The sequence below is a fragment of the Anaerobacillus sp. 1_MG-2023 genome (assembly GCF_030547345.1).
GTDB lineage: Bacteria > Bacillota > Bacilli > Bacillales > Guptibacillaceae > Guptibacillus > Guptibacillus hwajinpoensis_B.
This window is the reverse complement of record NZ_JAUORD010000062.1, coordinates 1-381: the sequence shown is the minus strand read 5'-3', so window position 1 is coordinate 381 and position 381 is coordinate 1. Positions and strand designations below refer to the sequence as shown.

Sequence of the window (381 nt, the reverse complement as noted above, 5' to 3'; positions counted from 1 at the left end):
AGAAATTCCGGGCTCCAGAGGCGGAGATCTAGTGTTAACTTTAGATATGGAGCTTCAACAATCTGTAGATGAGATTTTAAAAGAAGAGATACAAGAAGCACGCTCAGAAGGAAATTATTCGTTGGAACGCGCTTATGCAGTAATGATGGAGCCAAAAACTGGAGAAATATTAGCAGCTTCAGGACAAGAACTAACAAATAAGGGATTTGAAGATCGTTCATACGGAGCATTTATGGATGCTTATGCAATGGGATCTACTGTTAAAGCAGCTACTGTATTAACGGGCTTTCACTATAGGGCCATTCAACCAAATACTTATTTTTATGATACTCCACTATATTTTCCTGGAACAGAACCAAAGAAATCATATGTGAACATGGG

The 381-nt window shown here is 38.6% G+C and carries 1 protein-coding gene; it reads left to right on the top strand.

The genetic code is table 11. From position 1 onward, the window contains the following. Window positions 1-31: 31 nt before the first annotated feature. On the top strand, window positions 32-381 hold a 350-nt coding region (locus tag Q4550_RS23280; RefSeq protein WP_303536564.1), incomplete at its 3' end, for a penicillin-binding transpeptidase domain-containing protein.